Annotated in this window: 20 protein-coding genes and 3 pseudogenes; 7 read left to right on the plus strand and 16 right to left on the minus strand. The window is 61.1% G+C overall.

Features of this window, described 5'->3' with window-relative positions; genetic code table 11:
- The first annotated feature begins 39 nt into the window (after positions 1–39).
- Both PNO31109_RS14880 and PNO31109_RS14885 read left to right on the plus strand, forming a co-directional pair.
- Positions 40–798, plus strand: a complete 759-nt coding sequence (locus tag PNO31109_RS14880) for a hypothetical protein (RefSeq protein WP_150556246.1) — start codon at positions 40–42, stop codon at positions 796–798.
- Positions 795–1,706: a hypothetical protein gene (locus PNO31109_RS14885; protein ID WP_150556247.1), complete on the plus strand. Its 912-nt coding sequence runs from the start codon at positions 795–797 to the stop codon at positions 1,704–1,706. Before PNO31109_RS14880 ends, PNO31109_RS14885 begins: the two co-directional genes overlap by 4 nt.
- Positions 1,707–1,717: 11 nt before the next feature.
- On the opposite strand, the gene PNO31109_RS14890 is transcribed toward PNO31109_RS14885, so the two are convergent.
- The 9 genes and pseudogenes from PNO31109_RS14890 to PNO31109_RS14925 form a co-directional block, all read right to left on the minus strand.
- Positions 1,718–2,788: an SRPBCC domain-containing protein gene (locus PNO31109_RS14890; RefSeq protein ID WP_150556248.1), complete on the minus strand. Its 1,071-nt coding sequence runs from the start codon at positions 2,786–2,788 to the stop codon at positions 1,718–1,720.
- Positions 2,785–3,162, minus strand: coding sequence for an ArsR/SmtB family transcription factor (locus PNO31109_RS14895; protein WP_150556249.1), 378 nt, complete (start codon positions 3,160–3,162; stop codon positions 2,785–2,787). The genes PNO31109_RS14890 and PNO31109_RS14895 overlap by 4 nt, the downstream gene beginning before the upstream one ends.
- Before the next feature lie 118 nt (positions 3,163–3,280).
- The gene (locus tag PNO31109_RS14900) at positions 3,281–4,177 is read right to left on the minus strand and encodes an oxidoreductase (protein ID WP_206111316.1); all 897 of its coding nucleotides are present in this window, start codon (positions 4,175–4,177) and stop codon (positions 3,281–3,283) included.
- 13 nt (positions 4,178–4,190) lie between these two features.
- A complete protein-coding gene (locus PNO31109_RS14905; protein WP_150556251.1) occupies positions 4,191–5,018 on the minus strand; it encodes an EamA family transporter in 828 nt (275 codons plus the stop codon).
- A 68-nt stretch (positions 5,019–5,086) separates the two neighbouring features.
- A complete protein-coding gene (gene gcvA / locus PNO31109_RS14910; RefSeq protein ID WP_244958181.1) occupies positions 5,087–6,127 on the minus strand; it encodes a transcriptional regulator GcvA in 1,041 nt (346 codons plus the stop codon).
- Positions 6,124–6,807: pseudogene (locus PNO31109_RS22200) on the minus strand (NAD-dependent epimerase/dehydratase family protein); the annotation flags it as partial. The gene gcvA and the pseudogene PNO31109_RS22200, both read right to left, overlap by 4 nt.
- 513 nt (positions 6,808–7,320) lie before the next feature.
- Positions 7,321–7,617, minus strand: a pseudogene (locus PNO31109_RS22315) (acyl-CoA dehydrogenase family protein); the annotation flags it as partial.
- Between the two features lie 3 nt (positions 7,618–7,620).
- Entirely contained in the window at positions 7,621–7,833 is a 213-nt protein-coding gene (locus PNO31109_RS14920; protein ID WP_150556253.1) for an alpha/beta fold hydrolase, read from the minus strand.
- 458 nt (positions 7,834–8,291) lie between these two features.
- A complete protein-coding gene (locus PNO31109_RS14925; RefSeq protein WP_150556254.1) occupies positions 8,292–10,094 on the minus strand; it encodes a sigma-54-dependent Fis family transcriptional regulator in 1,803 nt (600 codons plus the stop codon).
- Positions 10,095–10,296: 202 nt separating this feature from the next.
- Here PNO31109_RS14925 and PNO31109_RS14930 point away from each other — a divergent pair, with 202 nt between their 5' ends.
- From PNO31109_RS14930 to PNO31109_RS14940, 3 genes are read left to right on the plus strand one after another with little or no spacing between them, the layout of a single operon-like run.
- Positions 10,297–11,127 (plus strand): alpha/beta fold hydrolase, encoded by an 831-nt coding sequence (locus PNO31109_RS14930; protein ID WP_150556255.1) that lies wholly within the window; start codon positions 10,297–10,299, stop codon positions 11,125–11,127.
- Positions 11,124–12,104, plus strand: a complete 981-nt coding sequence (locus tag PNO31109_RS14935; RefSeq protein WP_150556256.1) for a VOC family protein — start codon at positions 11,124–11,126, stop codon at positions 12,102–12,104. The genes PNO31109_RS14930 and PNO31109_RS14935 overlap by 4 nt, the downstream gene beginning before the upstream one ends.
- Positions 12,105–12,120: 16 nt before the next feature.
- Positions 12,121–12,822, plus strand: a complete 702-nt coding sequence (locus PNO31109_RS14940; RefSeq protein ID WP_150556257.1) for a GntR family transcriptional regulator — start codon at positions 12,121–12,123, stop codon at positions 12,820–12,822.
- Positions 12,823–12,878: 56 nt separating this feature from the next.
- Here the strand turns inward: PNO31109_RS14940 and PNO31109_RS14945 are convergent, their stop codons facing one another.
- Genes PNO31109_RS14945 through PNO31109_RS14955 form a run of 3 tightly spaced genes read right to left on the minus strand, consistent with a single transcriptional unit; the run spans position 12,879 to position 17,188 of the window.
- Complete coding sequence (locus PNO31109_RS14945) at positions 12,879–13,643, minus strand: alpha/beta fold hydrolase (RefSeq protein ID WP_150556258.1); 765 nt, start codon at positions 13,641–13,643, stop codon at positions 12,879–12,881.
- A gap of 23 nt (positions 13,644–13,666) precedes the next feature.
- Entirely contained in the window at positions 13,667–15,829 is a 2,163-nt protein-coding gene (locus tag PNO31109_RS14950; protein WP_150556259.1) for an alpha/beta hydrolase fold domain-containing protein, read from the minus strand.
- Between the two features lie 51 nt (positions 15,830–15,880).
- Positions 15,881–17,188 (minus strand): MFS transporter, encoded by a 1,308-nt coding sequence (locus tag PNO31109_RS14955; protein ID WP_174966410.1) that lies wholly within the window; start codon positions 17,186–17,188, stop codon positions 15,881–15,883.
- 203 nt (positions 17,189–17,391) lie between these two features.
- On the opposite strand from PNO31109_RS14955, the gene PNO31109_RS14960 reads away from it, so the two are divergent.
- Positions 17,392–17,835 carry a lipocalin-like domain-containing protein gene (locus tag PNO31109_RS14960; RefSeq protein ID WP_150556261.1) on the plus strand — a complete coding sequence of 148 codons (444 nt, stop codon included), beginning with the start codon at positions 17,392–17,394 and terminating at the stop codon, positions 17,833–17,835.
- A gap of 16 nt (positions 17,836–17,851) precedes the next feature.
- Here the strand turns inward: PNO31109_RS14960 and PNO31109_RS22425 are convergent.
- From PNO31109_RS22425 to PNO31109_RS14980, 4 genes and pseudogenes are all read right to left on the minus strand, one after another.
- Positions 17,852–17,977, minus strand: a pseudogene (locus PNO31109_RS22425) (IS30 family transposase); the annotation flags it as partial.
- A gap of 179 nt (positions 17,978–18,156) precedes the next feature.
- Positions 18,157–19,809, minus strand: a complete 1,653-nt coding sequence (locus PNO31109_RS14970) for an AMP-binding protein (protein WP_217433186.1) — start codon at positions 19,807–19,809, stop codon at positions 18,157–18,159.
- A 62-nt stretch (positions 19,810–19,871) separates the two neighbouring features.
- On the minus strand, positions 19,872–20,711 hold the full coding sequence (locus tag PNO31109_RS14975) for an enoyl-CoA hydratase-related protein (RefSeq protein WP_150556262.1): 840 nt from the start codon (positions 20,709–20,711) through the stop codon (positions 19,872–19,874).
- 82 nt (positions 20,712–20,793) lie between these two features.
- On the minus strand, positions 20,794–21,645 hold the full coding sequence (locus tag PNO31109_RS14980) for an enoyl-CoA hydratase/isomerase family protein (protein ID WP_150556263.1): 852 nt from the start codon (positions 21,643–21,645) through the stop codon (positions 20,794–20,796).
- Positions 21,646–21,826: 181 nt separating this feature from the next.
- Here PNO31109_RS14980 and PNO31109_RS14985 point away from each other — a divergent pair, with 181 nt between their 5' ends.
- Positions 21,827–23,053 (plus strand): CaiB/BaiF CoA transferase family protein, encoded by a 1,227-nt coding sequence (locus PNO31109_RS14985; RefSeq protein WP_174966411.1) that lies wholly within the window; start codon positions 21,827–21,829, stop codon positions 23,051–23,053.
- The last annotated feature ends 6 nt before the right edge of the window (positions 23,054–23,059 follow it).

Genomic DNA, 23,059 nt, shown 5'->3' on the forward strand with positions numbered 1-23,059 from the left:
ACACTCGCCCTCATGAACGAGCGAGGAGAAAGCCAGATCATGCCCCCGAGATTGAGCCACCCGCGCGTCGCCGCCGCTGCCGCCGTCGCCGGGATTGCCCTGTGCGCGAGCAGTGCGGCCGATGCCGAGATGCGCATGTGGAAGCGCGGCGCCAGCGCCTTCAATGCCGTGATCTTCCTGCAGAACAACGGCAGCCAGGTGCAGCACTGCGACGTGTCGTGGGGCAACGCGAACGGCGGCTTCGGCAACAGCCGGAACGTATTCGTCAAACCCGGCGAAACCGTACAGATCGAGACTCAGGTCGTTGCCGTCAACGAGCAGTACCAATGCTGGCCGTACACCGACCCCTTCGCCAAACGACGAGACGACGAGCGCCGCCGCCAGGAGATCGAAGCGCAGAAGCGGCAGAAGGAGGAAGAAGCCAAACGCCGACAGGCGGCGATCTGGCAGAACCGGCCGAACGGTAACGCGCTCACGCAAGGCAATTCGCAGCCGGCGACCGCGGCTCCCATGGCCGCTCCGCAAGTCATGCCGGCACCGGCTTACACCCCCGCGCCCGTCTATCAGACCGCACCGGTCGTCGCGGCGCCGGCGGCGTCCGGCAATGCCTCGACGCTGGGCGCGGCCATGGCCGTGCTCGGCACGGTCGGACAAACGCTGGACTCCATGAGCCGCGCCGCCGAAGCGGAAGAAATGCAGCGTTCGCGCGATGCCGCGCTGCGCTCGCAGATCGAGGCACAGGCGCGGCGCTCGGCCGCCGGCGCGGCAGAGACCGATCCGTGGAAGGTGTCGCAATGACTCGCCGAATCCGCCTGATGCACGCCGGCGCGATCGGCCTCGTGGTTCTTGCGATCGGCGGCTGTGCGTCGCCGTACTCGCGCGGACTGGACGCCGAAAAGTGGGTCCGATCCGACGTCATCCCTCTGGAGAAGAGCCAGCCCGAACGCGCCCTCGCCCTGCTTCGCCAGCGGTTCGACGATGAATGCGTGCCGACCGAACGCTTGGGCAAGAGCTCTTTCCGGGCTGCGCTGCGCGGCACGAGTCGCGAGAACAACAACCTGGCCTGTCAGGCCTACAACGAGGAAATTGCCTGGCTGCTGTACAGCACCGGCCAATATCAGAAGGCCATCCCGCACCTCACTCAGGTGTGGTGGAGCCGGGAGACCGCACGAACCTACAACGAGACCGACTGCCTCAAGCTCAGCTACCTCGGCGTCTACGACAGCGTGCGGACAACCGTGCCGTTCTCAAAAGCCTATTTCGATACGCTGGACCGGGCGCAGAATGCCAGCGCCGGAAAGTTCCTGCACAAGGCCTACTTGTGCGAACTCAAAATGTATACCAGCCCGGAAAACCCGAGCACGCGCGACGCCTTCGCCGCTGCCGCGCGAAAGTATTTCGGCGAGCAGGCCGAGCGCGACGTGCGGACGTATGTGGATGTCATTCACGTAAAGATGGCGGCTGCCTCATACAACCTTGTCGTGGGTAACGGCGCGCTGGGGCAAGGCTATCGCGAAAGCGCCGGACGCTATGCCAAGGCAGCCGAGCTCTACCGCAATGCGATCGTCGCCTCCCAGCGACTCGGGCTCGACCGGCCCCTGAACGGCCAGCCGTCTCCCTATGTTGCCCATCTGGGCACGCTGGTGGCGGAGGCCGACAGGAGCGTTCAGGTCAATTCGTCGCTGGCGGTGCAATACAACGAATAAGCGATCGCTGCCTAGCGCGTCGCGATGAAGCTCTTGCGCTCGGCCATCACCCGGTGCCCGCGTTGCACGTTCGGATATTTCTTCAGCAACGCGGCGCCCTCGGGAAACATACCGACGTAGGCGAGAATTGGCGCCAGGAAAAGATCAGCCATCGTGACGTCGTTCTCCACCAGGTAGTCCCGGTCGCCATAGGCCTTGTCGAAGGCCGCCAGTTGCGCATCGATCTCCGGCAGCGCGGCCTCGATCACCGCGCGCTCGGGTCCGCCGTCGCCGCCTTTCGGGAAAAGGTATGGCATGACGTAGCGGCGCACCATCGCGTCGTAGGCGTGGCAGTTGATCAGACTGATCCATTGCGCCACGCGCGCCGGTGCGCTCGCTCCGCCCTTCGGCGTCAGGCTCGGACCATCGAAAGCGCCGTCGATGTATGTCACGATGCCGTGGGTTTCGTAGAACTCGAGCGGACCGTCGGTGAATGCCGGCACGCGGCCGAACGGCTGGTGCGCCAGCAACTCCGGCGTGTGAGGCGCCATTTCCGCGAGCGTGTAAGCAACGCCCTTTTCCTCCAGCGCCATGCGCACCGTGCGCACATACGTGCTGCGCGCGTCGCCGTAGACCGTTACCGTGCCCGCGCTTGCCCGCGGGTCCAGATAGTCGTTCAGGCGATTGAACACGGACTGCCACCCCCCCATGTGCGAGTCGCGCGTGCGCTCGTCGGGGAACCCCGTGTGCAGCATGTGCAGTCGCGTGCCCTGGTTTTCGTCGGTCAACGTGACTTCGATCAACGTCGTGATCCGTGCCGGCATTTCGCCCGTCTCCCACGACCAGGTGTAGGCGAGGAAGTCCGCGCGCTCGAGCTTCTGGTATTCGCCGGTCGCGGCATGCCGCTCGCCGTCGCGCGTGCCCATCACCACGCGGTACCGTCCGCCGACGCGAGCGTCCGCGCTTGCCTCCACCACGCTCAAGCCGCGCGGACAATGCCACGCGGCCAGAGCCGTCTCGTCCGTGAACGCGTCGAAGACTTTCTCGCGCGGCGCGCGAATGAAGCGGCTCAACTCCAGTTGAAACGTCGCTGCTCGATTCATGATCCTGTCCCTCGATCGTTTGTCTTGCCACGCGCCTCGGCGCCCGCGGCATGCGTGCGTTCGACGAATTCCACGAGCCGGTCGAGATTGCCTTCCCAATGCCGGCGGTACGCCTCGAGCCACGCGTGGGCATCATGCAAGCCTTCGGCGCGCAGATGACATATGCGCCAGCGCGCGCTCACTTGCCGCTCGATCAACCCCGCCGCCGCCAGAACCCGAAGGTGCTTAGAAATCGCGGCGCCGGACATGGCGAACGGGCGTGCCAATTCCCCCACTGGCGCCTCCCCCTGCGCCAGCCGCGCCAGAATGGCGCGCCGCGTAGGGTCGGCCAGTGCCGCGAATATCGTCGAGAGGGTGTCGGTGGTGGGTGGCATGGCTTCATTTAACTTAATGGTTAAATGAAAGTCAAGGTGAAATTTGACTCCGCGTGGTAGCGTCGAGCGAGTTGGCTCGCCCCCCCGTACTGCGTGCTCCGTACCCCGTCTCCTGGCCTCAGCCCGGCCCCTCGCTGCCTGCGGCCAGCAGCGGCACGAGTACGTCGCTAATCGGCGTGGGAATACCCCGAAGGCGGCCATAGCGCTGTATCACGCCGTTGCGGATGTCCCACTCCATCGGGCGGTTCGCTTGTCGGTCGGCAAGGATCGACGTGCCCAAATCGGCCGGAGCACGCTGCAGGCCGTCGACGATCTGCTGCGAAACATCATCGCCCAGCGACGCCCCGTTTGCGCGCGCCACGCTCAGGCACTCGCCCAGATAAGCCAGGGCCAGCGCAGCCACATCGCTGCGCGAGAACATTCCGGCACGGCGATTGGCAAGGACCATCAGCCCGGCAACGGCGTTCTGCAGGAGTTTTCGCCATGCGACGGAGACAAAATCCGGGGACAGTTCCACCGCACAGCGTGTGCCGTCGAGCGCCTGCGCTACCCGTCTTGCCTGGGGCAGATCGGGCAGGGTGAGGCGGGGCGAGGCACGCAGCCACACCGAAGCATCCGGCTCGCGCTGCGCGGGAAACCACACGACCGACGGTAGCACCGTTGCGCCGTTGGCATAGGGCGCGAGCCGGGCCTCCTGCTCGACACCGTTTTGCAGCGCGCACACCAGCGTGTTGTCATTGCAAAGCGCTGCCAGCCAATCGGCGCAGTCGGCTACCTGCGTGGTTTTCACCGCGATGAACACCAGATCGAACGGGCGATGAATCGTTGCGGGGTCGGTCAATACAGGACCGGGCACCACGATTTCACCGCCGTCGTGACGCAATCGCAATCGCGGGTGTGCGGTGCGACCGCAAAGCACGGGCGTGCGGCCGACTTCATGGAGTGCGGCGGCAATCGTGGTGCCGATGGCACCCGGCCCAATGAGCGCAACGGCGGCGTGCTCAGACATTGGCATTCCCCAGATTTGATCAACCGATCATCAGCGTGCCGAGGGCAATCACCGCGCACGCCAGCATCTTCCTCGGCGTCAGCGTTTCGCCCAGAAAGCAATAGCCCAGCACCGCGGCGAAGAGCACGCTGGTCTCTCTGAGCGCCGAAACGGCGCCCATGGGCGCCGCTGTCATGGCATAGATGACGATGCCGTAGGCGAGCAGCGATATCAGCCCGCCGGCCGCCGCGTGCCATACACCGGCACGCCAACGCAGCAGCGTCCTGCCACCACGCAGCACGACATAGAGCGCCGGCATCAATGCGCCCCACAACGCGCTCATCCATACAATATAGGCGAGCGCGTTGCCGGACATGCGCACGCCCATGCCGTCCACCACGCTGTAAGCCGCGATAAAGGCGCCGGTGGCCAGGGTATATCGCAGCCCCGACATCGCCACCTTTCCGCCTTTCAGGGCGAGCATCAAAATCCCGCCTGAAACCAGCGCAATGCCGCCGGCGGTACTGAATCCGATTTTCTCTCCGGCGAAGACGGCCGCCGCGCATGTCACCATCAGCGGCGACGAACCACGCGCGATCGGATAGGTTTGCCCGAGATCCCCGGACCGATAGCTGCGCACCAGGCACAGGTTGTAGCCGACATGCAGCAACGCGGAGAGCAACGCGTAAGGCCAACTGGCGCGGGCGGGCACCGGCAAAAACAGTGCGACGCCCGCGCAGGTGACGGCGATCGTCAGGCACATGATGGTCATGGACCACAACCGGTCGGCGCCCCCGCGCAGCAACGTATTCCAGCCGGCATGCAGCAGCGCGGCGAACAGGGTGAGGAAAATGACGTATCCGGGCATGTGCCGATACTAGACAGCACCTTTGCGGATGAAAAGTGAAGTGTCGTCATCCCGGCATGAGCAACGACTCATGCCTGAGCGTACCTGAGCTGCGCCTGCTGCGATTGCGCCAATAGCCAGCTTCGGAATTTCACGATGTGCGGCTGCGTCTCGATGCCTCGCGGGCAAACGAAGTAGTAGGCGGCCGGGGATGGAAACGGGATGTCAAAGAGCCGGATCAGACTGCGCTCAGCGATCTCCTTTTCCACATGGCCGCTGCGCGCCAGGGCGACGCCGTGCCCCAGTAGCGCGGCCTCGATCGTCATATTCGTGTCCGCGAAACGTACACTTTCGTGCAATACGTCCGTATGGATGCCTACCCGCTCGAACCATACGTCCCATTTCGGCACGAGGTCGGCGCCGTCGCGTGTCAGAAGCGGGTAACGCAACAGTTCGGCCGGTTCGGACGGCGCCCCGAAGCGCCTTAACAATGCGGGGCTGGCCACCGGAAAAAGCTGCTCCCGGAACATGAACTCGGTGTGCAACGCGGGGTAATTGCCGTGGCCGAAGCGGATCGCCACATCGGAATCCGTGCTGGCGAAGTTGATGGCTTCGTCCGAGCTCTCCAGCGTCACGAGAATCTCGGGGTGCAGGCGCGCCAGACCGGGCAGGCGCGGCAGCAGCCATTTCAGTGCAAAGGAATAGGTGGTATTGACGCGCAGGCGCACTCGCCCGTTTTGCTCGCGAAGGTCCGCAAGCGTTGCTTCCAGCTTGCTGAAGAACTCGCGCACGAGGGGGGCGAGCGCGGCGCCCGCGGGCGTGAGCCTGAGCGTTTTACCGCGCTCGAAAAGTTGCAGCCCCCAGATTTCCTCCAGGTTCTTCAACTGATGGCTGACCGCGCTTTGCGTAATGAACAGCTCCGCGGCGGCGGAGGTAAACGTGGCGTGGCGAGTCGCGACTTCAAAAGTACGCAGCGTCGCCGTCGGGGGAAGATCACGCATCTTTGCGCTCCTGTCGATGAGCCAACACTCATGACACGATATGCCGGAATCTGCCGAAAAGATATGGCCAACGATGTTCCGGGGTGTACCCCGGGTATTGCGGATTGCGGATTGCGGATTGATTGTCACTTCTTACGAATCAGCTCCAACCCCTCTCGATAGGTCGTCACTTCGAACCCGCTAAATCGACGCTTGAACTTCGTGGAATCAAAAAGGTTGTCCTGCTCGTAGCGGGGCAGCAATTCCCTGATCTCGCGCACCTGCTTCGAGAACAGCCCGGCAGCGGTCAAAGCGCACTTGCTGATAACCGAATAACGGGGGTCGCGCCCGAAGACCTGACTGGCCATCACGACGAGTTCCTTGTAGGTCGGCCGATCGTCGCTGCATGGCAGATGCCAGGTTTGGCCAAAGGCATCGGGAGTATTTCCCAAGGTCGCCAGGGCCCGGCTCGCGTCGGGAGTCCAGATCAGCGTGCGCAGCGTATCGTCGCGCACGGGCACGCGAGGCTTCTTGCCGGCCTGGAGTTTTTCGATGATCAGCGCATTCGTGAAGCTCTGCGTCTTACCGGGACCATAGAACTCGGGGGCCCGGCCAATGAGCACCGGAATCTCGCCGCGCGCCATTTCTTCGAGCACCATCGTGGCCATCGCCGCGCGTACCTTACCCTTGCGGCCCACCGGGGCGAAGGGCGCTTCCTCCGTCAGTAGCCGCGCATCCTGCGGATACATGTAGGTGTTATCGAAATAGGCGAAGCTCGCGCCCGCCACGCGGCAGGCGTCCAGGGCATTCTTCAGCATCGTGGGAATCGTGTGTTCGACGAACAGATCCACCATGCCCTGCGCCATCCCGATGATGGCCGCCGAGATGACGTTATTGAACGTCTGAATAAAGGGCATCTGATAGCAGGTGTCGGCATCGATGACCCGGTAGTCGACCATGCTGTGCGCGCGATAGTCGGGGATGAATGCCTCCCCTTCGATCAACAGACTCTTACTCGCCGTGCCGGCCAGTCCGACCACATGCCAGTCGTCTATCAACACGTAGTCCTCGTGTTTGACGAGAAACGATTTCAGATCGAGAAAATTGCCCTGATCGTCAAACACGCGCGCGCCGAGAAATGCACCCCAGTCGGCGAAATCGCAACCGCTCGATGTCGGCCACCGACCCGAGAGCATCCAGCCGCCGTCGACCTTGCGAGCTTTTCCCAATGGCGCGTAGGACGAACTGACCAGAATCTCGGGATCGTCGCGCCATACCTCATCACATGCACGCGGGTCCAGTTTTCCGAATTCCCACTGATGGATCCCGAGAATCGCCATGATCCATCCGCTCGACGGGCAGGCGCGCGACAGCTCCATCACGACGCGATACAGCACCTCCGGGCTCATTCCGTAGCCACCCCAGCGAGGCGGCTGCAAAATTTTGAAAAAACCACCGGCGCGAAACGCGTCGACGGTCTCCTGCGGCACCGCGCGGTTCTCTTCGACGCTTTGCGCCAACGCACGCAGGCGCGGTTGCATGTCGCGGGCGCGCTGCACCAACGTTTCGCAACTCGGGGTGACAAGCTTCTTTTCGTTTTCGATAGCGACAGCCATGTTGTCTCCTCTCATGTCCGTCATCGCTCAGCAGCGTCCCGTCGACAGGAACTTGAGCATCACGTCGTTGAACTCTTCCGGCGCTTCGTACTGCGGCCAATGCGCCGCCTGAGCCTTCATTACGAACAATTGCCCCTTGGGCGTTCGCGCGCACGCGGCCTCGGCGGCCGGCACATCGTGTACCGGGTTGTCGTTCGTCCAGAGATAGAGGGTTTCGCACTGGATCGCTTCGGGCTTCATCGTCTCGGCGTGCGCCTCCGTCGAATTTCCTAAGAATTTTCGAACGCCGAAGGTCGATAAGACATCGGTCGACTCGATAACCGCCGACGGCAAAGAAAAAGCCCGGCAGACATTCGTCTGCCGGGCTTCCGATGACGGCGTAAATCAAGTGCGTTGAGGGTGAGGGGTTCTCGACCGGATCCCCGTTAACGCAACTGCACTGCGTCTGCGCTGCTATGGAGCGCTGCCGGCAATTATTCTTTGTTCCAGCGTTCTGTTGTGCAACGATCGCCACGGCTTGAGCGAGTCGCACCATGTACTGCCGCATCGAACGCTGCTCACCGGTCTGGTTCGAAACGAAGATGCCGTCAAACCGCACATGCGGAAATGCGCAAGCTCGTTGGCCACGTGCAATGCCAACGCATCGCCCCATAGGCAGTCGTTCCCCGAGACACCGAGGAACGACTGCGGTGATGCCTTCAACCCGGAGACTCCGCCCCCTCGTCCATCTTCTTGATGCGATACGCTAGTTGGGCACGCGTCACGCCAAGGAGGCTCGCCGCCCGAGTGAAATTGCCTTCCGATGCCTTGAACGCCGCTTTCACCAACGTGTTTTCGATCAGTTCGAGTGAGAGATTCGAATTTGAAACCACACCTTCGGCCCACGCGTTCAATGCGTCGTGCTCGCGCGATGTGGCCGCGGATTCGGCGTGCAGCGCCGCCGAATCGATCAGCAGCCCCACCTCGTTGAGCACCATCGAACCATGCGATGTCATCCCACTGTCGACAGTGACAAGTTGGTGATAGCCAAGAGGCTGATCGTTCTCGCCCAAGATGACACCACGCTCAATGACGTTTTCGAACTCGCGTACATTGCCCGGCCAACGATAGTTCATCAAGATCTGCAAGGCTTGGCCGGTCACACCGGGGATTCGGCGCGAGTGTCGCCGACTGTACTTGTTCAACAGATGTTCGAGCAGCAGCGGAATGTCGTCCCGGCGGTCCCGCAAGGGTGGGATCTGGATCGGAAATACGTTCAGGCGATAGAACAAATCCTCGCGAAAGCGCGTCTCACTGACCGCGCTCCACAAGTTCTCGTTGGTCGCTGCGATGATTCGCACGTCGGCCTTTCGCGTTACTGTACTTCCCAAGGCTTCGAATTCACCGGTCTGTATCACTCGCAGCAGTTTTCCTTGTGCCGTCATCGGGAGACTGCCGATCTCGTCGAGAAAGAGCGTGCCGCCGTCGGCAACCTGGAAACGGCCGGGGCGCGACTCACCCGCGCCGGTGAAAGCGCCGCGCTCGACGCCGAAGAGTTCGGCCTCCATCAACTGCTCGGGGATTGCCGCGCAGTTCACCTCGATAAACGGTTTGTCGGCGCGTGAGCTCTTGCGTTGAATTTCGCGTGCGAACAGGCTTTTGCCCACACCGCTTTCGCCGAGCAACAGAACATTCGCCGTGGTCGGCGCCACACGCTGAATCTTGTGCATGACGTGTGTGAACGCGACCGACGCACCGAGCACGCCGTCCACTTCCTCGGTGGTCTGTCCGATTGACTTGACATCTTTGTAAGAGGGCGTCGGATCCGCCGACGCCAGCGCCCCCGTCGTCCTGGCCGGCGTAAGCAACTGGAATGGCCTGGGCTCGTAGTAGACGAGATCGAGATGGGCGTCGGGCCAGGCATCTGCTGGCCGACCGACGCAGCGACACATGTCCGTCCCCATTGCACGGCATTCGACCTCCCGCACGAGAATTCGCTTGCCGACGCATGTACTCAGGAAGCCGGATGCGTACCCCATCTCCATCCAGCATGCCGGCGAGCCGCCAATGCCGAAAGACTCGATATGAATCTGGTCCTCATACGAGTTCTTCCAAAGAAACTCGATGTTGCAAATGCCCTTTTCGACATCGACTTCCTGATGCAGGATCACCGGCAGGCCGACGATCCCCTGAAGCGCATGAAAGAAGCTACCACTGATCATGACACGCTCGATCGGTGTCTCGGGATGATGAATCTTCATCGCGATCTGCGCGTCGCGACAGCCTGCGGAATAACCGATGCGTGTCATCAGACCGCGCGTCGCCTCCAGACCGATGCTGAGAATCAGCTCCTGGCGCAAGGCTCTGAGCGACTCGACATGCATCAAGACCATACGGTCGTCGTTAAGCCAGATTAGTCCCTCTTCGGGATTGAAATGCAAATGCTGCAGAATCTCCGCCGCATCGAGCGTTGGGTCAAGTTCGATGCCTCCCACCGATTTGCGATGCATGGTATTGCCCACGACTCTTCTCCTCGACCTGCCGACGCGCCCGTCCGCGGTCGTGCAGAAACACGTCTGCGGGGCTCCTCATCCGCGCAGAGCCCCTCCGGTCATCCTACGAAATTAATAACGTCCTTCCAAATTGGAATTACGTATGATGTAATCTAACTAATCATACAACACCAAAATTCCAACACACAGTCGTACATAGGGGGACAAACCCATGAGTGAGGCAATTCCGGAGGTCGGATATGCCGTCGTCGTCGGCAACATGATCGTCAATTATCACGACCACGGACAAGGCGAGCCGATTCTGTTAATCCACGGTTCGGGGCCCGGCGTCACGGCTTGGGCGAACTGGCGTCTGGTCATTCCCGAGCTGGCCAAGACGCATCGTGTGATTGCACTCGATATGGCCGGCTTCGGCTATACGTACACACCCCCCTCTTTTGAAGCCACCCCGGAGAACTGGGCGGCACAGGTGGTTGGCCTGATGGACGAGTTGCGCATCGAGAAATGCGCAATCCTCGGGAATTCGTTTGGCGGTGCTATCGCTCTGCGAGTCGCGAGCGACTACCCGGAGCGAGTCACGAGACTTGTACTGATGGGATCCGTCGGCACGAGTTTTCCGATTAGCGACGGGCTCGAGAAAGTTTGGGGATATGAACCCTCGCACGAGGCGATGCGCGAGTTGATCGGCGTTTTCGCGTACGACAACGCCTTCGTCACAGACGATCTGGTGGACATGCGGTATCGCGCCAGCATACGCGACGATGTGCAGGAACGGTTCTCGAAACTCTTTCCTCCACCGCGTCAGAACGGTATCGAGATGCTATCGCTCAGCGACGAGGCGCTGCGTCGGATCGCCGCTCCCACGATCCTCATTCATGGACGCGACGATCGCGTCATCCCCTTCGCGGTGTCGGAGATGCTTGCGAAAAAGTTGCCGCAGGCCACGCTGTATCCCATTGATCGGTGCGGGCACTGGGTCCAGATCGAGAAAAAGGCTGAGTTCCTCGATATCGTCACCCGCTTCATGGAGCAACGCGTATGAAGAGTCGTGTCCTATCATTGGGCTATGTGGGTATCAGCACTAGCCGACTGGCCGACTGGGCGGATTTCGGAACGCAATTCCTGGGATTCGAAATTGCCGACAAATCCACCGGAACGCTGTCGTTTCGTATGGACGAAGCGGCTCAGCGGTTTCAACTCGAAGCCGGACAGAACGGCACAATTCAGCATCTGGGCTGGCAAGTCGAAGACGCCCACGCGCTGCAAGAGATCGCCGCACGTCTGGATGCGGCCGGCATCCATGTGCGACAGGGGGACGCCGTGCTCGCGGCGCAACGCGGGGTACGCGAGCTCATCTGGATGCTCGACCCCGCGGGCAATCGCGTTGAACTGTTTTGGGGACAAGAGATGGCCAGCACCCCATTCGTCCCGGGACGAAACATTGCGGGGTTTCGCACTGGCAATCTCGGCATCGGCCACGCCGTTCTGACGTGTCGGAACGTCGAGCAGGTGCTTCCGTTCTACACGGAGCTTCTCGGCTTCGGCATTTCCGACTACGTACTCAGGCCATTCAAGGCTTACTTCATGCACGTCAATGCCCGGCATCACAGCTTCGCGCTGATCGAATCCGAGAAGCGCGGTGTCCATCATCTGATGATGGAATTGATGCAGTTCGACGACATCGGCCACGCGCACGACCTCGCGCAAATGCGAAACGAAGACATCGCTGTGACGTTGGGCAGGCACAGCAACGACTTCATGACGTCGTTTTACGTGAAGACACCCTCTGACTTCATGATCGAGTACGGATGGGGCGGTCGCGCGATCGATCCACAGACCTGGCAGGCGTTCGAGCTGACGGACGGCCCTAGCATTTGGGGACACAACCGTAGCTGGTTGAGCGCAGAAGCCAACGCCGTCTTGCGTGCTCAGCTCGCAGACAATGCAGCTAGTGGGCTGCGCCAGCCCGTGCAGGTCCAACCGGGAAATCATGTTCTAATAAAGGATCGCCAAAATTGAAACAGAAGGAAAAGGAATGACGTCGAATCATGAGCTCGGCGGCGTGGCTTCGCTGACGACGAAGTTCACGGCCGACCTGCGCGAACAGATTCTGTTTGGTCAGAAGAAGCCGAACGAACGGCTGAACCTGACGAGTCTTCGCGACGAGTTCGGCGTCAGTCTGAGCCCGATTCGGGAGGGGCTGGCGCACCTGGCATCGGAAGGCTTCATCGTGCCGGTGGGCCAGCGCGGCTACCGCGTGGCACCGGTATCTGTAGAGCAGGTGAAGGAAATTCGCGACCTGCGTGTCGATCTTGAGCTCAAAGGCTTGCGACAATCGATCGAACAGGGAGGCGAAGCGTGGGAGCTGGCCGTGATGCGCAATTACCGGCGCTTGCGCAACTTCGAGAACCAGCCCTGGGACAATGCAGCCGTCAGCACCTACGAGGAACTGAACCGGTTGTTTCACCGCTCGCTGCTCTCAGGCTGCAACTCCCCTCTCCTGCTGCGTTTTACCGAGACGCTTGCCGGCATGGCGGATCGCTATCGCCGCATTTTTCTGAAGTCGTTCCCGCCGGATGTCAACGCTCCCCGCGAGCATAACGCCATCTACGAAGCTGCGCTTGATCACGACGTGCGAACCGCTTGTGCCATGCTTGAGAAGCACATTTCCCACATCTCGGACAATGTGCTTCTGGCGTTGGAAAAACAGCCCGACGCAGTCACAAAGCGGGCCTGAACGGCTACCGCGCCACCGTCCTGCCGCCGCGAGATGCGGCGGCTGCCCAAAGGCCATCAGGCATGGTTTGCCAAAAAGCGCTCGATGACCGTCGCAAGCATCACCGGGGTTTCATGCGCCGGGTAGTGACCGGCATTCGCGATCACCTCCAGTTCTGCATTTGGATAGAGCGACAGAAATGTCTGCTCCATCACGTCACGGGTCAGGCTCGGATCGTATTCCCCGATGACCACTTTGACCGGGACTTCGATGCCCTGGGCAAGCGCCGAAAAGTCATGTTTCGCCCACGGCAGCAGGTACTTGCCGAACGCCTCTGAGTCACTGGTCCGCCGCAGCACGTCGATCATCGTCGCCCCCCACGTCGGCGTAAGGCGGTTCGAGGTACTGAAGTCTACGATCGCACGTCGTAGCGTGTCGTCGTTCACGCACCCGCTGAATAGCTCCCAGATCGCCGGTTCGAATGGCACGCCGGAAGCCGGTACGGGCGCGATCGCAATAAGACTCTTGACGCGTTCGCGTGCGTCGACCATGACCCGCTGCACGGCCTTCCCTCCCATGGAGTGGCCGATCAGATGGAAGCGTTTCCATCCAAAGCTGTCGGCTAGGTCGAGCACATCCCGTGCGATCTCTTCCATCGTGCAGTCGCCCTTCATCTCCACCGATTTGCCGAAGCCTCGGAAATCGACGAAGGCATAGGTGTAGGCTTTCGCATCCAGATAGGGAAACATGCCGGAAAAGGTGGAGACGCCATCGCCGAACCAGCCATGGCAAACGATGACGCCCTCCGGACCATCCCCAAGGCGCGTGTGTCCAATTGTCATATGTGTGTTCCCTGCTTTCATGCTCAGTGATGAAGGACAGCATCGCGGTTTGCGTCCGCAGATCGCAACTCGCCGACGGCTGCCCGGATAAACTCGCCTGCTTCCGCAATGGCCTCGCCCGCACACGGCTCGTCTCCGGAAAACAAGACGAAGGCATGCGTCGACGTGGGGTAACACGTGAGTCTGGCGTTAGTGCCGGCGTCCTTTGCATGCTTCACGATGCGAATCGCATCGCTGGCCACCGCCTCGTCTTGCGCCACCTGCACCAAGAGTGGCGGCAGGTCAGTGAAGTCGCCAAAGACAGGCGAGATGCATGAATGCCTCGGGTCCTGCAACTGGTAGTACGACGTTGCGGCAACCGTCAGGAAATCCTTGTTGACGAACTCGTCGCCGAAACCGTTCGTCAGCAACGATTCGCCGCTCAGGCACATGTCGGCAAACGGCGACGTGGCGATCAGACCCGCCGGCAATGGCGTCGCGGAGTCTCTGAGCGACATCAATGCCGCTAGCGCCAGGCTCCCGCCTGACGACTCACCGCTGAAGATGATGCGCGAGTTCGCAACACCGGCGTCGAGCAATCCGCGGTAGGCGACAATCACATCCTCCAGTGCCGCCGGATAGGGATGCTCAGGTGCCAGCCGGTAGTCCACCACGACGACGCGCGCGCCAGCAGCTTCGGCCAGTGCCGCCGCATGGCCAAGCGATGCCTGGGCCGATCCCATCACGTAGCACCCGCCATGAACGTGCAGCACCACCGGCGCGTCGGCCGCAGTTGTCCCAGTCTCGAGACACGGCATGCCATTGAGTTCGCTTCGCCGGGATGGAATCGACGATGCGAAGCGACGCTCATATGCCGCGCGCAAGCCATCGTTGCTGTGAATCCGATCGTCGAATCCGAACATCGACTCCCAGAGCTGACGCGGATGAAAGCGCGGCGGTATCACCTGATTTCGCGCACGGGAAAACGGCATCATGACCGGATAGCCGAGGGGGGCATCCGCCTCTTTTTCCGCGTCGTAGGTGTAGACCCAGCTCCATTGACTATCGCCATACGGATCGAGCTTTCCCTGTGCCTGCATGCGCCGCATGTTGCCCGCCCGCTTCAACGGATCGGACGCAAACCAGAAATCTCGGAGTGCCAGCACATTCGTCTGCACGCGCGTCGTGCGCGGGCGGCGGCGATGTTCGTAGTCGAGCAGTGCGTCTTCGATGCTCACACGCCCCTCACGTGCGCGTTGCAGACAACGTCCGAGTACGACGGCGTCTTCCAGCGATTGCACAGCGCCTTGCGCCATGTAAGGTAACATCGCGTGTGCGGCGTCGCCCATCAGCGTGACGCGTCCAACGGTCCACCGTTCCAGCGGCTTGCGATAGTTCAGCGCACTCAGAAAATTGTCGTCAACAGCCTTGATAAGCTCACCCAATTGCGGAGCGCATCCGGACAAGGAGCGCTCCAGAAGTTGCTTGTCTCCCTTGTGACTCCAAGACTCCCCCACCTCCAGATCGCTTGCCGGCACGATTGCGACGAAGTTGAATAGCTTGCCGGGACGTAGCCAGTACGCAATCGCAATGCGATTCGGGCCACGCCAGCCGTAGAAACGCTCTTCGAAGCCGAGATGTTCAATCTTGTCGGCGGAAATCGTCGAGCGCCACGCCACCATGCCGGACGGAATAGCCGGCTGATCTCCAAACATACCCTTGCGTACATTGGAGTGAATACCGTCCGCGCCGATCACGGCATCTGCCGTCAGCGTGTCGCCCGACTCAAGTGTCACAGTCACCACACCGTCGTTTTCACTCACGTGCATGCATCGCTGGTTCAGATGCACCACGCCCTCGGGCAAAGCCGAGACAATAATATCCATCAGGTCGGCGCGGTGCGCTTCGAAAGCATCGTCCCCGAAGTGTCGGGAAGCAATAGCGCCCAGCGGAAGGTCGTTGATCAACTCCCCGCTCTCGAAATCCAGAATGCGATAGGAATGTGCAGAGACCGCCTTGGCGCGAAATGCGTCCAGAAGTCCCAGCGCACGCAGCGCTCGCGTGCCGTTACTGCCAATCTGAATGCCGGCACCGACTTCGGAGAGCACCTTTGCCTGCTCCAGCAAAGTCACCTCGATGCCCGCACGGGACAATGCCACGGCTGCCGCCGCTCCACCAATACCGCCCCCAACAACAATGACATGCATAGCTACTCCAATGTCTTCTCAATCGATTTCGCGAATCGCGTTCCAGCCTAACTAAATGTGCAGCGGCTTTCTCAGGCGCCATACCATCGGTACCGCAATGGCACCGACAAGCAGGCAGATAAATTGGTAGTGTGCGGGTGCGAGGCGGTCATGCACCGTCAGCCAGCCGAGCAGCACAGGTGTCACACCACCGAGCAGGGAGTTCGGGATGTTGTAGGCAAGTGATATACCCGAATAACGCACCGGTGCATCGAAGCTGTAGATCAGCGCGTAATAGGGCAGGCAGATCGCCCCAGCAAAGAAGCCCACCACCGGATAGAGATATTGCAGACCTTCCGGCCCTGATTGCATTGTCAGGTAGAAGGCATAGGTGGAAACTGTGCCGCCGATGCAATAAGCCACGGTCACTTTTTTGGGGCCAAAGCGGTCGATCAGGCATCCACCGACAATACAGCCGATGGTCAGCCCCAGCACAGCGAGCATCGCGATATGACCGACGAACTGATTGCTCATGCCCATGTACGTCCGCATGTAGACGGGTGCGTACAAAATGGCGTTGGGAACGATCGTTGCGCTGATGACGCAGAGCATGACGCAAAGGAGAACTTCCTTGCGATAGTCACGCAATAGCCGCTTGATCGGCATTTCACGCGCGACTCCCTGCTTTGCCTTGAGCTCTTGAAAAACCGGCGTCTCATGCACATAGCGACGCAAATAGCCTGCGATCAGGCCGAAAGCGCCGCCAACGATAAATGGAATGCGCCAGCCGTATTCGGCGACGTCCGCTTTTTCCATCGATCCCATGATGAGATTGATGGTCACCACGCCTAGGAAAATACCGAACGCCATGCCGCCTCCGATCAGGCCGACGGCGAGTCCGACGCGCCGCTCTGCCACGTGTTCTCCGACAAAGACGCACGCACCTGGCACCTCGCCACCGAAGGCAATGCCTTGCAACAACCGCATCAGAATCAGCAGAACGGGAGCCCAGACGCCAACCGTCGCGTAGCCCGGCAACAATCCGATCACGACGGTGGGAAGCGCCATCAGAGTCAGCGTGAAGGCAAAAACCCGCTTGCGTCCGATCATGTCACCGATGTTCGCGATGACGATGCCACCCAGCGGGCGGGCGAGATAGCCGACAGCGAAAACGGCCAGCACCTGCATCTGAAGCACCCACGCCTCGACACCGGCAGGAAACATGGTGCTACTTATCCATGGCGCAAGAAAAATAAATACCGTGAATTCATAGGTTTCCAAAATGCTCCCCGCGGCGACCAGCGAAATGACTCGCAATGGCTCGCTAGCAATCGCCTGCGAATGCTGCCCTGGCACAACCAACGCCTGTTGTTGCTCCACGATGTCTCCTCCTCACACCCGCGCTTCTTGATGGATTTGTGCGTGCGTCGCGGGCGATTGTTGCCTTTATAGGGGACATTTCGTATGATGTCAAACAAACAAAATCAATTACATCATATGTAATCAACTTCTTCACACGAACAGGCGGCGCGAATGCGACCGTCGCAGTCTGGGTGAATTGACGACGTTTCAGGAGAACGACAATGACGGCCAATGCAGCACTTGTGGGACGCTGGAAGATCGTAGCGTGGGAGCAGATTTACGACGACGGACGGCATACCTTCCCCCTGGGCCAGGCGCTCGAAGGGTTTATTCAATATGACGGCGACGGTCGGATGATGTGCATGCTGTTTCGCGCCGATCGTCCGAACTTCACGACCGGCGGCCAATGGAACGCCTCGCAGGAGGAAAAGGCGCTCGCCTATGGTTCGATGCTGGCGTATGCAGGAACTTACACAGTCGATGGCGACATCGTCAGTCATCGAGTCGAGCTGAGCGCCTTCCCTAACTGGAAGGGCGGCACGCAAACTCGCAAAATCGAAACGCTGGAAGGGGATCGGCTGGTGCTCGCCGCGCGTCTGGAGGAAGGAACGTCAGAAGCCCGGACGGCGAGACTCGTGTGGGAAATGCCCCACCGGGGGCTATGAAACGTAGGCTCGAGGTTTTCACGACAGAATGGTTACGGGCAAACGGCTGGGCGATATGCTGAACCGAGTCGCCTTTGCGCCAGCGCCCCCACATCAGGGCCTTCTGGGTTTCCGAACGGTAGCTCAGTCGTCCCCGCTTCATGGCAATACTCCCGCTGCTCAGGCGCATCCCGTGTCTTGTATCGAACGGGTTGAATCCACAAGCCCGAAGCGGACATCACCGCTCAGTCCAGGTATGGCAGTTTTAGGCAGAGCACAGACTTGCGAGCCCCTGTCAGTTAAGCAATAACCGACTTGAGCTCGCGTTCCGACGCATCGAACTCAAGCCGCAGTCACTCGAGAAGATGCCACTTTCGGTTCTGAAACCAGCACCCCCGATGCAATCTGTTCCCGCAACTTGAATTTTTGAATCTTTCCTGACGAGGTCGTCGGGAATTCATCGACGAAAAACCACAGCGCCGGCGTCTTGTACGCCGCCAACCGCGCACGACAAAACGCGTGAAGCTCCTCCGCCGAAGGTCTAGCTACGCCGGACTTGAACCGAACCAGCGCTGCAACGATCTCTCCCCACTTCGGATCTGGCGCGGCAACGACGGCGACCTGCGAAACCGCTTCGTGGGTCCACAGGACATCTTCAATTTCACGCGGATAGATGTTCTCCCCACCACGAATGATCGCGTCCTTCAAACGCCCGGTGATCCGCATGTAGCCGTGCTCATCCATAGCCGCCTGATCGCCCGTACGCAACCAGCCATCGTCCCGCAGCGTGGTTTTGGATGCTTCCGCCAGATCGAAATACCCCAGCATGGCCTGATACCCACGGGCCCAGATCTCACCCGGCTGTCCTAACGGCAAGATATCTCCAGTCTCCGGGTCCGCGATCTTCACCTCCATCATAGGCGCGGGGCGCCCAATCGTCGTAGCCTGACGCTCCGGCGTGTCGCTGGGCAATGTCTGGCTGATGATGCCATTGAGTTCGGTCTGGCCAAACGTGATCGTGAGCAGGCTATTGAAGGCTTCCTTGACCTTGACGACCAGCGGTGCGGGCACAGGCGTGCCACCGCTCATGATGACTTTCAGGCTACTCAGGTCACGACTGAGTCGCTCCGGGTGCTCCATGAGCGCAATGACCATGGTCGGAACGGCGTGAATCAGATTCGCACGCTCGGACTCCATCAAGTCGAGCATAAACGTTGCATCGAACTGCGTCGGCATGACGAACGTGCCGAGACGCGTGTACGCGCCAAACTGGCTGCATGCGCAGCCGCCTACGTGGAACAGGGGCATCGCGCTGACCCACACGCCGCCCTCCGGAAAGTCCGCGCGCAACGACGCGAAGCGTGCCGCATTGATCAGCCCGCGGTGATGCAGGCAGGCACCTTTCGGTGTGCCTGTCGTTCCCGAAGTGAACTGGATCTGCACCATGTCGGTCGGCCCGACGTGAGGCAGCGGCACGGCAACATCCCCCGCCGTGCAGAATTCACTCCAGCCGTCGAAACAGATCCGCTCACGCAGGTGAGGCAGCCCCGGCGCAATGGCGTCGACGATGGCGCACTGATCCGTCCCGCGATAGCTGGCCGTGAAGAACACCCCAGCGGCGCGAGCGCTTCTCAAAACGTGCCGCACTTCATCGGCCAGATAGGCCGGATTCACGGTGACCAGTACCAGGCCGGCCAATGCCGCCCCCTGCTGGAGCAGGATCCATTCTGCGGAGTTCGGCGACCAGACGGCCACACGCTCCCCGGGCACAAAGCGTTTCAGCAAAGCGAACGCGACTCGCTCGGCGTCGCCCAAGAGTTCGCGATAAGTCCAGCGCCGTGTCGTGCGCGTTTGCACGTCGCCAGCCACGAATGCGATACGGTCGGGCACCTTGCGTGCGGCCTCGCGCAACACGTCACCGAGCGTGACGTCAAGCAGCGTCGAGCCCCGGTCGGCGGGCCAATACGACGTTTCAAGCTTCACTTCAGAATGCATTTCCTCGTCCCCTCCTGTTTGCTGCCGGCGGTTCCACCGTCGAGCGCATCCGAAACTTCAGATCACTGCTGTGCCAGTGCCGCGAACAACGGCGCGCGCCCTTCCTGTAGCGCTTTGACGCCTTCGAGATAATCCGGCGCCTTCATCAATTGGCCGATCAACCGCTTCGAATCCTCCACAGCGGCCCCCACGTTCACGCTAAGCAATTCGGCATAGACCTGACGCTTGGCGGTCTTGACCGCAAGCGGCGAGGTAGTTTTGGCCAGTTCCCTGGCAATCGACATCACCTTGGATTCGAACGATTCCGCATCGAAAACGCCGTTGAGCCACCCCATCCGGTCAGCCTCCTCGGCCCTCAATACGCGCCCTGACACCAGGATGTCCATCGCATGGGTCAAGCCAACGATGCGAGGCAGGATCCAGGCAAGTCCATACTCGGCCGGTAGTCCCAGACGCGGCGTCGATGTCGTGATCTTGGCACCTTCGACGCAGTAGCGCAGGTCACAGAACGACGCCAGCGCCACGGCGATACCGGCACACGCACCGTTGATCGCGGCAATCACGGGCTTCTGAAGTCCCCAATGCCACACCATTTCGTGATCGAACTCCTCCCTGACGCCATGCCCCGGTTCCGGCAATGCCTGCGCATTGATGCTTTCGACGTAATCCTGCTTGGCATCGACGTAATGATCCAGCGCCTTGAAGTCGGCGCCGACGCAGAACTGACGGCCCGCCCCTGTCACCACGATCACGCGCACTGCGGGGTCCGCATCGTGCGACGCCATCAGCCATCGATACTCCTCGTTCATCCGCTTCGTCCACGAGTTGCCACGCCCGGGGCGACTCAGTCGAACGACCGCCACGCCATCCTCGATACTGGATTCGGTTACATGCAGTTCCATGGTTTGTCTCCGTTGCTCTTTGATTGACGAGCGCATGGGCGCCCGGCCTGTCCGATGGCCCAATGTCTTGTCGAATCCGGACTTATTCGAAAGCCTTGTTGCGCGTCTTGAAAGCCTCAGTCGTGCCCTTGTCTCGTCGCTCGCGCAAGAAGTTGTACTCGTCCTCCTCCAGTCGCAGGTTGGTACCAAGCGTGTGGCCCACGTAACCGCGATGGAACTGCTGAGACCCGCCAAGACTGTCGAGCGCCATCTGGAACATGGCTTTCCCGGTGACCAGCGCGTCACGCGGGTGCTGGGCGATGCGCCGGGCCCATGCCTCGACGGTCGCCTCGAGTTCGTCGGCAGGTACGGTCTGATTCACCAGTCCCAGGCGTTCCGCGTCGCGACCATCGAAGTTGTCGCCAAGCAGCAGCAACTCGCGCGCCTTCTTCGGTCCGTAGGTCAGGATCTGGCTGTTCAGGTGCCACGTGTTGCCGGCAAGCCCCAACCGCTGCTCGGAATGGCTGAAGCGTGCATCGTGCGCGGCAATGGCCAGATCCACCAGCTCGACCAGATAGAGACCGGCGCCGGTGCACCACCCCTGCACCTGTGCGATGACCGGCTTGAGCGAATACTGAAACGCCATGTAGTTCTCGCCGAGCTTGCGGTCACGCAGCAGGCGAGTGCGCTGACTCGGGCGACGCGGCTTAACGCCCGGCACCGTCGGCTCTAGCCCATACGAGCGCACCGCGTCGTTGTAGTCGTGTCCGGAGCAAAACGACGCCCCTCGCCCCTTCAGGATGATGACCTTGATGTCGTCGTCACCCTCTGCCTCGTGCAATGCCTCGACCAGGGTGTCGAGGTCATCGAACTTCAATGCGTTGTGTTTCTCTGGACGGTTGAGAATCAGGCGTGCAATCGGACCATCCTTCTCGACCAGGATCGCTGGTTCCATACGTAACTCCGTGCAAAAAGGTTGCCAACCCACGAGGACGGGGGCCTCCGACCGTCAGATCCAGGGCCACTGCCAACGCTTGATTAAATGCTACATTGTTTGACTATAAGTATCAATATGTGTAGCATTTTATCGAGATCGGCCGCTGATGAGCCGCTATTGGATACCCATGGAGATAGAGATGAGCGAGACATTGCGTGACATCCCGTCGTCGCCGGACAGTCAAGGTGCCCAGCCGCTGGTCGGCATGCGGGTGATCGAATTCGCACACTGGATGGCAGGTCCACTGGCGGGTGGTTTGCTGGCGGATTGGGGGGCAGACGTCATCAAGATCGAACCGCCCGGCGGGGAGCCGATGCGCGCCCTCTTCTCGTCGCTCGGCGCGCGCAGCGACGCGCCCAACGGCGCCTTTGTCGCCGCGAATCGCGGCAAGCGTTCCATCGAGCTGGAGATCAAGTCCGAGGACGGTGCCCGCGCCTTCGATGCGCTGCTCGCCAATGCCGACGTCCTGCTGACGAACCTCCGGCCGGATGCACTAACTCGCCTCGGCCTGACGCCGGACGCCATTCGCAAGCGCTTTCCGCGCCTGGTGTACTGCTCGGTCAGTGCTTATGGCTGGGGCGGCCCGGATCAGAATCGGCCCGGCTACGACGTCGCGGCGTTCTTCGCCCGCACGGGCATCTCCCACGAAATCACCCAGCAGGACAGCGCGCCTCTCGCGCTGATGCAAGGCATCGGAGACAGCTTCACCGCCATGACGGCGGCGACGGGCACGCTTGCCGCGCTGCTCGAGCGCGAACGCACCGGGCGCGGGCAGTTCGTCGAAGCGTCGCTGTTGCGTACCGGCATGTGGGCGCTGTGTGGCGAACTGGGCGTGCAAGCCATGGGGGGCAATCCGAAACCGCCCTACCCGCGCGGCGAGTCGCGCACGCCGCTCTACAACTCCTACCGTACGAAAGATGGCCGGTGGTTCTTTCTTGTCGGCGTCGAAGCACGTCGCCATGTGCCATCGGTGCTTGCGGCCATCGGCCGAAGTGACCTGCTCGCGGACGAGCGCTTTGCCAGTGCCCGTGCCATTGCCAAGCATCGTGCCGAGATCATTCCGATCCTCGACGCAGCGTTCGCGACGCAACCAATGGTGCACTGGGCCAAGGTCTTCGACGAACACGATGTGTGGTGGGCTCCCGTGCAGACACCGGCAGACCTGCTGGATGATCCACAGGCAGCGGCGTCCGGCGCATGGATTTCTGTGGAGGTGGGTGACGCATCGTTCAAGTCGGTTGAGGCCCCCATCCGCTTCGACGGCAAGGCCCGTCGCAGCGCCATGTCGGCACCCATGTCCGGCCAGCATACGGACGAAGTACTGACGTCGCTCGGCATGCCGAAGCCTGCAAGCGCCGACGCCTGATCGCGC

It is taken from the genome of Pandoraea nosoerga (genome assembly GCF_902459585.1).
GTDB classification, from domain to species: domain Bacteria; phylum Pseudomonadota; class Gammaproteobacteria; order Burkholderiales; family Burkholderiaceae; genus Pandoraea; species Pandoraea nosoerga.

Excerpts from the sequence above, each read along its gene's own strand:
- PNO31109_RS14950 (WP_150556259.1), bottom strand. The coding sequence starts at position 15,829 with ATGCATGTCATTGTTGTTGGGGGCGGTATTGGTGGAGCGGCGGCAGCC.
- PNO31109_RS14940 (WP_150556257.1), top strand. The coding sequence starts at position 12,121 with ATGACGTCGAATCATGAGCTCGGCGGCGTGGCTTCGCTGACGACGAAG.
- PNO31109_RS14930 (WP_150556255.1), top strand. The coding sequence starts at position 10,297 with ATGAGTGAGGCAATTCCGGAGGTCGGATATGCCGTCGTCGTCGGCAAC.
- PNO31109_RS14935 (WP_150556256.1), top strand. The coding sequence starts at position 11,124 with ATGAAGAGTCGTGTCCTATCATTGGGCTATGTGGGTATCAGCACTAGC.
- PNO31109_RS14970 (WP_217433186.1), bottom strand. The coding sequence starts at position 19,809 with ATGCATTCTGAAGTGAAGCTTGAAACGTCGTATTGGCCCGCCGACCGG.
- PNO31109_RS14900 (WP_206111316.1), bottom strand. The coding sequence starts at position 4,177 with ATGCCAATGTCTGAGCACGCCGCCGTTGCGCTCATTGGGCCGGGTGCC.
- PNO31109_RS14960 (WP_150556261.1), top strand. The coding sequence starts at position 17,392 with ATGACGGCCAATGCAGCACTTGTGGGACGCTGGAAGATCGTAGCGTGG.
- PNO31109_RS14985 (WP_174966411.1), top strand. The coding sequence starts at position 21,827 with ATGAGCGAGACATTGCGTGACATCCCGTCGTCGCCGGACAGTCAAGGT.
- PNO31109_RS14890 (WP_150556248.1), bottom strand. The coding sequence starts at position 2,788 with ATGAATCGAGCAGCGACGTTTCAACTGGAGTTGAGCCGCTTCATTCGC.
- PNO31109_RS14945 (WP_150556258.1), bottom strand. The coding sequence starts at position 13,643 with ATGACAATTGGACACACGCGCCTTGGGGATGGTCCGGAGGGCGTCATC.
- PNO31109_RS14980 (WP_150556263.1), bottom strand. The coding sequence starts at position 21,645 with ATGGAACCAGCGATCCTGGTCGAGAAGGATGGTCCGATTGCACGCCTG.
- PNO31109_RS14905 (WP_150556251.1), bottom strand. The coding sequence starts at position 5,018 with ATGCCCGGATACGTCATTTTCCTCACCCTGTTCGCCGCGCTGCTGCAT.
- PNO31109_RS14895 (WP_150556249.1), bottom strand. The coding sequence starts at position 3,162 with ATGCCACCCACCACCGACACCCTCTCGACGATATTCGCGGCACTGGCC.
- PNO31109_RS14920 (WP_150556253.1), bottom strand. The coding sequence starts at position 7,833 with ATGAAGCCCGAAGCGATCCAGTGCGAAACCCTCTATCTCTGGACGAAC.
- PNO31109_RS14885 (WP_150556247.1), top strand. The coding sequence starts at position 795 with ATGACTCGCCGAATCCGCCTGATGCACGCCGGCGCGATCGGCCTCGTG.
- PNO31109_RS14880 (WP_150556246.1), top strand. The coding sequence starts at position 40 with ATGCCCCCGAGATTGAGCCACCCGCGCGTCGCCGCCGCTGCCGCCGTC.
- PNO31109_RS14975 (WP_150556262.1), bottom strand. The coding sequence starts at position 20,711 with ATGGAACTGCATGTAACCGAATCCAGTATCGAGGATGGCGTGGCGGTC.